At 64.8% G+C, this 8,467-nt stretch carries 7 protein-coding genes; 2 read left to right on the top strand and 5 right to left on the bottom strand.

Going from position 1 to position 8,467, the window contains the following annotated elements:
• Window positions 1-1,734, top strand: a 1,734-nt coding sequence (locus HCN50_RS33170) for an OmpA family protein (protein ID WP_210265195.1), incomplete at its 5' end; no start/stop codon positions are given.
• Window positions 1,735-1,790: 56 nt separating this feature from the next.
• On the opposite strand, the gene HCN50_RS32910 is transcribed toward HCN50_RS33170, so the two are convergent.
• Window positions 1,791-2,747, bottom strand: coding sequence for a homocysteine S-methyltransferase family protein (locus HCN50_RS32910; RefSeq protein ID WP_171714004.1), 957 nt, complete (start codon window positions 2,745-2,747; stop codon window positions 1,791-1,793).
• Window positions 2,748-2,971: 224 nt separating this feature from the next.
• Here HCN50_RS32910 and HCN50_RS32905 point away from each other — a divergent pair, with 224 nt between their 5' ends.
• Window positions 2,972-3,583 (top strand): TetR/AcrR family transcriptional regulator, encoded by a 612-nt coding sequence (locus HCN50_RS32905; RefSeq protein ID WP_210265196.1) that lies wholly within the window; start codon window positions 2,972-2,974, stop codon window positions 3,581-3,583.
• A 130-nt stretch (window positions 3,584-3,713) separates the two neighbouring features.
• On the opposite strand, the gene HCN50_RS32900 is transcribed toward HCN50_RS32905, so the two are convergent.
• The 4 genes from HCN50_RS32900 to HCN50_RS32885 all read right to left on the bottom strand — a co-directional run bounded on the left by HCN50_RS32900 (window position 3,714) and on the right by HCN50_RS32885 (window position 8,417).
• Window positions 3,714-5,468, bottom strand: a complete 1,755-nt coding sequence (locus HCN50_RS32900) for an alkaline phosphatase (RefSeq protein WP_171714002.1) — start codon at window positions 5,466-5,468, stop codon at window positions 3,714-3,716.
• A gap of 195 nt (window positions 5,469-5,663) precedes the next feature.
• A complete protein-coding gene (gene argG / locus HCN50_RS32895) occupies window positions 5,664-7,001 on the bottom strand; it encodes an argininosuccinate synthase (RefSeq protein WP_171714001.1) in 1,338 nt (445 codons plus the stop codon).
• A 111-nt stretch (window positions 7,002-7,112) separates the two neighbouring features.
• On the bottom strand, window positions 7,113-7,874 hold the full coding sequence (locus tag HCN50_RS32890; protein WP_171714000.1) for a phosphatase PAP2 family protein: 762 nt from the start codon (window positions 7,872-7,874) through the stop codon (window positions 7,113-7,115).
• A 51-nt stretch (window positions 7,875-7,925) separates the two neighbouring features.
• Window positions 7,926-8,417, bottom strand: coding sequence for a hypothetical protein (locus HCN50_RS32885; RefSeq protein ID WP_171713999.1), 492 nt, complete (start codon window positions 8,415-8,417; stop codon window positions 7,926-7,928).
• Window positions 8,418-8,467: the final 50 nt, after the last annotated feature.

Below are 8,467 nucleotides of genomic sequence, written 5' to 3'. Positions count from 1 at the left end.
CCACGTCCCGCCGCACCTCCGCCGCCGCCCCCGGCGGCCGCCCCGAAAGCAGCGCCTCCACCGCCGCCTCCGCCCGCGGCTGCACCTGCGCGCCCGACGCCAACGCCGCAACCTCCACCGGCCGCAGCGCCTGCAGCGCCGAAGCAACCGGCCGCGCCAGCTCCGACACCGCCGCCGCCTTCCGCTCAGAAGGGGACGCCATCGCCTGTGCCGCCGCCACCCCCGCCTGCTGGCGCCAAGCAGCCGCCGGCACCGACCGCAACGCCGACGGCACCGGCGCCGACCGCATCACCGACCGCGCCGCCGCCCGGCGGAAGCACGGCCGCGCCACCACGCCCCGGCGCAACGCCCACCACTGCGCCGGCGCCGACGGCAACTCCTACGACCACGCCACCGCCCGGCGGAAGCACCGCCGCGCCGCCGCGCCCCGGCGCAACGCCTGCCACGCCGCCGGCGGCGGGCACACCGACAACGCCGCCGCCTGCGGGCCGCCCCGGCGGGCCGCCTCCGGGCGCCCCTGGCGGAACGGCTGCGCCTGCGCCGACAACAAGCCCAGCACCGCGTGCCGGCGCGCCCGCCGCACCGGGCGGCACCACCGCCGCTCCGACGGCGCCAACCGCCGTGCCCGGCGCGCCGAATGCTGCGCCGCCTCCGAGTCGGGTACAGAACGCGCCACCGACCGTGGCGCCGGCTTTCCGGACTGCGCCAACGGTCCAGGCACCACTTCCGGCACCGCCGCCGCCACGGCGCGAGAATCTGACGCCACTCGCCGTCGGCGCAGGTGTCGTCGCCGGAGCCGTGATCGGCGCGACCATCGCCGACCTCCACAACCAGCGGCGCGAGGCGGTCGAAGGTGGCCGCACGGTCTACCACGAGCCGGACCGCATCATCATCCGCGACCCGAGCGGGCAGACGTATGTTCGTGGCAACGACCTGTATCGCTTCCGCTACGGCGCCCGCGACATCCGCACCGAAACGCTCGGCGGCGAAACCCGCACGGTGGTGGTCCGTCCTGACGGCACCGAGGTGATCACCGTGGTCGGCGCCGACGGGCGGCTGCTGCGCCGGATCCGGCGCGACAGCTACGGCCGCGAGGTCATCATCATCGATAACAGCTATCGAGACCCGCGCGCAGTCGGCGGCTTCTATGTCGACCTGCCTCCGCCGGTGGTCAGCATCCCCTACGATCGCTACATTGTCAGCGCAGAGGAAGCGCCCCCGGAGGTGATCTACGAGACGATGGTGGCGCCGCCGGTTGAACGCATCGATCGACGCTACACGCTGGACGAAATCCGCTACAGCCCGACCGTGCGCCAGCGCATGCCGAGCATCGACGTTAACACCATCAACTTCGCAACCGGATCGTGGGAAATCCCGCCCGATCAGGCGGCGAAGCTGCAGGTGATTGCCGACGGCCTCAACCGGGCGATCCAGCAAAATCCGCGCGCGGTGTTCCTGATCGAGGGCCACACCGACGCGGTCGGCAACGACGTCGACAATCTGTCGCTGTCGGACCGCCGTGCCGAATCGGCCGCGACCTTGCTGACGCAGCAGTTCAACGTGCCGGCGGAAAACCTGACCTCGCAAGGCTATGGCGAGCAGTATCTGAAGGAGCAGACCGACGGGCCCAGCGCGATCAACCGGCGCGTCACGATCCGCAACATCACGCCGCTGCTGAACGGCGGGCAGGCGTCGCTGCCGCCGCCCCCGCCCGGCACCGCGCCGCCGCGCTGAGTTGGATTGTCACCAAATGCAAATGGCCGGGAGCGATCCCGGCCATTTTTGTTGCATCACGCGCTGAGGGCCCGCGGTGGCACGCACGCCTCGCAAATGGCGGCGGCGTGCCGGTGATCGGTGCCGCAGCAGCCGCCAAGAATGCGCATCGTCGGAAACGCGCTCCTGAGCGCAACATAACGCCGCCCGAGATCGACCGGATCACCCGCATCGAGCGTTTCGGACTCGTCGAGTTCGGCATGGCTCTTGGTCGAAGCGTTCGCCCGGATGCCGTGGATACGTTCCGTCCAGCCTTCGCCCGCCTTCAACGCGTCTTCGAAATGCGTTGGGTGCGCGCAGTTGATCAGGAAGTATGCGGGCGCACCATCTGTCTCGCGATCCACGGTCTCGATCGCCTCATGCAACGTTTCGCCTTTCACCAGGCGGCCATTGGTCTCCACAGTGAACGAGATGGCCGCTGGAATCCCTTGCGACCGCGCTGCGCGCGCGATGCCAATCGCCTCATTGACGCTGGTGAGCGTATAAGCGGTGACCATGTCGGCGCCGGCCTCGGCGAAGGCCGCTATCTGCGGCCTATGATAATTTTCGGCCTCCACAGCATCCATGTTGCCCGCCTTGTAGCCGTCGCCGCGCGGGCCGATAGCGCCGCTGATCACGCAGGGCGCTCCCGACCGCTCCCAGCCGGCACGCAATTCCTCCAGAAATGCAATCGAACGGACGTTGATCGCCTTGAGCGCAGTTGCGTCATAACCGAGCTTCGCACCCCAATCTGGATTGGCGCGCCATGTCGGGCTGTCGAGCACGAAGCCCGTGCCGTGGTTGCGCGCCACCGAAAGATAGGACGCATAATACTGTTTCAGCTTCTGCCGTCCGTCGGCGCTGTCGAGCAGCACGAAGGCTGCAAAGTGCGGCAGATCCACGCCCTCGTGGAAGATCAGCGTGGTTTCCATGCCGCCATCGGTGAGGAAAATGCCGCCGCGGCGCTGCGGCAGGGCGTCTCGGTATTTGGCCATTCAATATCTCCGCAAATCAAGGACCTCGATAGGTCTCGCCGGCATTGGCTGGGTCCGGCGGTATTGGTGCTGCATAGTGTCGCGGCAGCCTAGACGGCTCGTGGTGCGGATGAACCAGAAGCCGCAAAGCGGTACGAATTCAAATGGTTGTGGATTGAGGGCAGTGCCGCGGCGCCGCCGTGCGTGGAGAAAACCATACCATGGGTACAGTAATTGAACCCCGATTGAGCAAGGGCGAGGCGACACGCGAGCGAATTCTCGAAATAGCGGAAGCGGCTGTCCTCACCAAGGGATTTGGCGCCACCTCGATCGATGAAGTGATCGCCGAGGCAGGTCTCACCAAGAGCGGCTTCTTCTATCATTTCAAGGACAAGAACGCGCTCGCGCGCGAGATGCTCCGCCGCTATGTCGCGACCAACGACCAGCTCTTCGACGATATCTTCGCCCGCGGCCGCGCGCTTTCCGACGATCCGCTGCAGGCGTTCCTGATTTCACTGAAGCTGCTCGCCGAGACGATGGCCGATCTGCCGAGCGGCCATCCCGGCTGCCTGATCGCAAGCATTTGCTACCAGGAACGACTGTTCGATCGCGAAGTGCGCGAACTGACCGCGCAGTCGGTGCGGGACTGGAACGCACGCTTCCGCAGGATTTTCGACGGTATTGCTACCGTTTACCCACCATGCGAACCGGTCGACCTCGACGATCTCGCCGATGCGCTGTCGTGTATCGTCGACGGCGCCATCATCATGTCCAAGACGCTGAACGATCCGAAAAAGCTGGAGCAGCAGATCATGCTGTTCCGCGGTTTTGTGAAGCTATTGTTCGCACCGAACTAGGCGGTCGCCCCGGCTAAGGCCGGGGCCCATAACCACAAATGGCGATTCTTGAGAGAAAGCCGTCGACTAGCGGGCTCAACAAATATCCGCCGCGGAGTATGGGTCCCGGCTTTCGCCGGGACGACAGTGACTACCTTCCTGCCGCGGCAAGGCCGAGCGCGTCCGCCATCACGCGAAAGACTTCGGTATTGTCCATCGAGCCCTTGACCCGTTCGCTGCCGGGGCCGGTTGCGGTCAGGATGACGTCCTCGCCGGAATGCACGCTCGCGCCGACCAATGCCGGCAGGTTGCCGGGCCGCAGCACGGCGCCGGGAACGTCCTTGTATTTTTCATTCGCCTTGAACGTCCCGGCCTCGTCGCCCTTCACGGTCGGCTCGTTCGGATCATCGAGCTTGGGACGGAAGGTCTCGTAGTGGTCGGGAAGGCTGGCCGAGAAGATGGCAAGCCGCCGACTGACATCGACGCGCGACGGATAGCCATCCGCATCAGGCGCCGGATAGTTGGGGAAGCCGGCCTTGTCGTAGACGCCGACGCGCTCGCGGAACGGAACGTTCGGCGTCGCGCTGATGTCGTCGTTGATGGTGCCGACAAGGCTGTTGGGATGGTTGTGGTCTGCGACGACCATAATCAGGGTGTCGTCGCCGCGCTTGGCTGCCCAATCGCGGGCAAGGCGCACGGCGTTATCGAGCATGATGGTGTCATAGACCGCGCGCTCCATGTCGAGCAGATGCGCGTATTTGTCGATCATGCCGGACTCCACCATCAGGAAGAAGCCGGCCTCGTTCCTCGACAGCACGTCCAAGGCAGCCTGAACCTGCTCGGTCAGATCGGGCTGCTCGGGGAATTTTTTGACGCCGCCGCCCTTGAGGAATTTGCGATCGAGCGCCCCATCCATGTTCCCGGCGGCGAACAGGCCGAGCAACCGGCGCGTCTCGGGCTTTATCGCGAGCGCATTCAGTTCGCCCGCCGTGGCAGCAAAGGGATAGCCGGCCTCGCGGAAGCGCGCGACATAGTCGACATCGTCCTTGCGCTTTCCAGACGCTGCCTTTGGCAGGAAGTTGGCGCTCCCGCCGCCGAGTAGCACGTCGGGCTTAGCCACAAAATACTGCTCAACAATCTGATCGTACTCGGCGCGGCGCCGGGTATGAGCTAACATCGCCGCAGGTGTTGCATCCTCGATCTCGGTGTTGCTGACGATGCCGACGGCCAGATTGAGCCGACGCTTCACGAGACTGGCAATGGTCTCGACCTTGGGATCGTCGAACGGGTCCTTGGTGCGGTCCGCATAGACACCCATCGCATTGACGGCACTCTTGTGGCCGGTGGCGTAGGCGCTGGCCGAGTTCGCGGAATCGGTGATGATCGAATCGGAACCCGCCGTCGCCACCATCGCCATGTGCGGCATGTCGTCGATGGCGAGCTTGCCGAGGCTCTTTCCTTCGGCGATGCCCTTGGAGAGCAGCCGCGCCGCAGTCCGATGCGAGGGCGACATGCCGTCGCCGATGAACAGGATGACGTTCTTCGCCTTGCGGGGGCCGGTGTCGTAGACCGTCCATGTCACCTTGCGGCTGCGCGCGCCGTCACCGGCCTCGACAACGACAGGGCCGGGCGCGGCCAGCGCCACATCGCGGAGCATCAGCGCCGACTGGTCCTTGCCATCCTCATGTTCGACGAACGTCCCGGCTCGGCCGAAGACGGTGGCATAGTCCTGACCGTTGATGGTCACTTTCAGCTTCGCCTGGTCGACACGCTCGGGAAACTCGACCTTGAAATCGAAATGGGCGCTGGAAAGGATTTCGGCGCGATCGATCGGATAGATCGTCTGGGCATCGGCCGCCGATGCCAAAAGCAGAAGGGCGAGAGTGATGGTGGCAGGCTTGATCATGATCGAGGCTCCGGTCGGACACACGGGCAGCGACTGAGGCTGCTCCGCGGGAATTCAGACGTGCAAAATCTATCTGTCCCAGATGACGCGTCCGTAACGGATACTCGTTCTATAGGTGTCGCCCCGGCGAAAGCCTGGCGCGGCGGTATGGGTCCCGGCTTTCGCCGAAGCCACAACAATGGAATCCCCCGGGGCTCAGCCCTTGTCGCTCTCGAGCTTGAAGATCTCCGAGCCTTCGCTGCCGGACAGCAAGCCCGTATCCGAATAGAGCTTCAGCTTGGCCCTGGTGTCGGCGATGTCGAGATTGCGCATCGTGAGCTGACCGATACGATCGGCCGGCGTGAACGCGGCATCCTCGACCTTCTCCATGCTCAGGCGCTCCGGCTGATAGGTCAGGTTCGGGCTCTCGGTGTTCAGGATCGAGTAGTCGTTGCCGCGGCGCAGCTCGAGCGTCACCTCGCCGGTGACCGCACGCGCGACCCAGCGCTGGGCGGTTTCGCGCAGCATCAACGCCTGCGAATCGAACCACCGCCCCTGGTAGAGCAGCCGGCCGAGGCGCATGCCGCTGATGCGGTACTGCTCGATGGTGTCCTCGTTGTGGATGCCGGTGACGAGCCGCTCGTAGGCGACGTGCAGCAGCGCCATGCCGGGCGCCTCGTAGATGCCACGGCTCTTGGCCTCGATGATCCTGTTCTCGATCTGGTCGCTCATGCCAAGGCCATGCCGGCCGCCGATGGCGTTGGCTTCGAGAAACAGTGCGACCGGGTCAGTGAAGGTCTGACCATTCAGCGCGACGGGCTGCCCCTCTTCGAAATGCACCACGACCTGTTCGGCCTTGACCGCACAGTCGTCGCGCCAGAACGGCACGCCCATGATGGGATTGACGATCTTGATGCCGCTGTCGAGTCGCTCGAGATCCTTGGCCTCGTGGGTGGCACCGAGAATATTGCTGTCGGTCGAGTACGCCTTTTCGGCGCTCATCTTGTAGGCAAAGCCATTGGCGGTCATGAACGCAGACATTTCCGCGCGCCCGCCGAGCTCGTCGATGAACAGTTGATCGAGCCATGGCTTGTAGATCCGCAAGCTCGGATTGGTCAAAAGGCCGTAGCGATAGAACCGCTCGATGTCGTTGCCCTTATAGGTGGAGCCGTCGCCCCAGATGTTGACGCCGTCCTCCTTCATGGCCGCAACCAGCATGGTGCCGGTCACGGCGCGGCCAAGTGGCGTGGTGTTGAAGTAGGCGATGCCGCCGGTGGAGACGTGGAAGGCCCCGGACTGGATGGCGGCAATGCCCTCATGAACGAGTTGCGTGCGGCAATCCACCAGGCGCGCCTTTTCGGCGCCGAACTCCATCGCTTTGCGCGGAATCTCGTCGTAGTCCGCCTCGTCAGGCTGGCCGAGATTGGCGGTATAGGCAAAAACGCGCGCGCCCTTTTGCTTCATCCAGAGCAGCGCCGCGCTGGTATCGAGACCGCCCGAGAAAGCGATGCCGACTTTTTCCCCCTTGGGCAGGCTTTTCAGAATCGTACTCATGGAGCTTCCAATCGGTCGAGATGGCAGGTGCCGGCTGCGGCTTGACGGCGCGAATAACAAATTTCGCAGCGATGGGCACGCGTTTAATGCCGCGTTGTGGCGGTCATCGGACTAGCTGGCCTCGCGCCGGCGCCAGCGCCGCCACAGGCGGTAGCTGGGCCGGCCCCAGCGCGCCAGCGCGGCCTCGATCTGCGCATCCGTCAGCCGGGTCGACGGCCAGCGGTAAATCCAGGCATAGGCCAGCCAGATCACGAAAAAGCTGACGAGGCCTGCCGCCGCGACATCGGTAAAGAAATGTCCGCCGAACGCCATCCGCAGCCCACTTGTGAAGATGCCGAACAGGGTGGCCGCCACGTAGGCCAGCGGCCGCCATGTCGGCGGCGTCAGCGCCGCGGGCGCATAGGTCCAAAACGCGGTGGCGCCCTCGCCGGAGAAGAACGAGCAGTTACGCCCGCACTCGCCGCGCGGATCCCACCACGGCACGAACTGCCAGGGGCCCTTGAACTCCGTCACCACCACCGGCCGCGGCCGCCCCCAATGGCTCTTGAAGGTAAGATTGGTCAGCACGATGGCGGAGAGAAGGATAGTGACCAGCAGAAACACCGCCGCGCGTCCCGGAACCAGCATCGGCCGGTCCGGCCGCAGCAGCTTCGCGACGATCGCAATCAGGGCTGGCAGCGCCAGCGCCCACGCGATCCACATCGCGGCATCGCGCGCGAAAGCGTAAAGGCCGTTCTGTTTGGATGGAAACGAGGCGCTCGCAGGATCGTAGAACAATGCCGCCAGCTTCAGATCGAGTTCGGGAAAGATTCCAAACAACAATCCGATAACGAGCGACAAGCCCAACGCGATGACAAGTCCGGTCCGATTCATGGCGCGGGGTTTAGCCGAGGCGATTAGGGATGAAAACCCCCGTAGCGAGCATCACGACAGCGGGCGGGACTGCGACGGCAATGGCGGCGGCGGACGCAAGGGAGGCGGCGGCTGACGCCAAGCGCCGGCGGTGCGCCCGGCGATCAGCCAGTAGACGAGGCCCGCAACGATGCCGGCGCCAGTCATGATTTCGAGATGACGGCGCACAATGCCGTCGAAACGCAGCGTTTCAGTATCGAAGGGAACGAGACCGAGATAGCAGGCCGCGCCGACGATCGCGCCGCCCACGGCGTAAGCGAGCACGCTGCGGATATTGAAGGCCTCGGTAATTAGTACCACGACCAGCGCCGGCAGCAGCGCAAAGCCGGACAGGAAAATGAAGCCGAAGCCGAGCACGACATTGAGCGCGTCCTGGTCGATCGGCGCACCGCCGAGATCAGATATCTCAGGATACAGGACCGCAGCGACAATAATCATCCCCGCCAGGAAGCAGGCAGCAAGGAAGGCGAACAGGATGACGAAGATGCGGCCGATCAATGCCATGGATCAAATCCATCGTCAGACATAGTCGTTCTTGGATTCTCCGTCGTCAT

The sequence above is a fragment of the Bradyrhizobium archetypum genome, assembly GCF_013114835.1.
GTDB lineage: Bacteria > Pseudomonadota > Alphaproteobacteria > Rhizobiales > Xanthobacteraceae > Bradyrhizobium > Bradyrhizobium archetypum.
The sequence above is the reverse complement of the archived record's forward strand: the minus strand, read 5'-3'. Positions and strand labels throughout refer to the sequence as shown.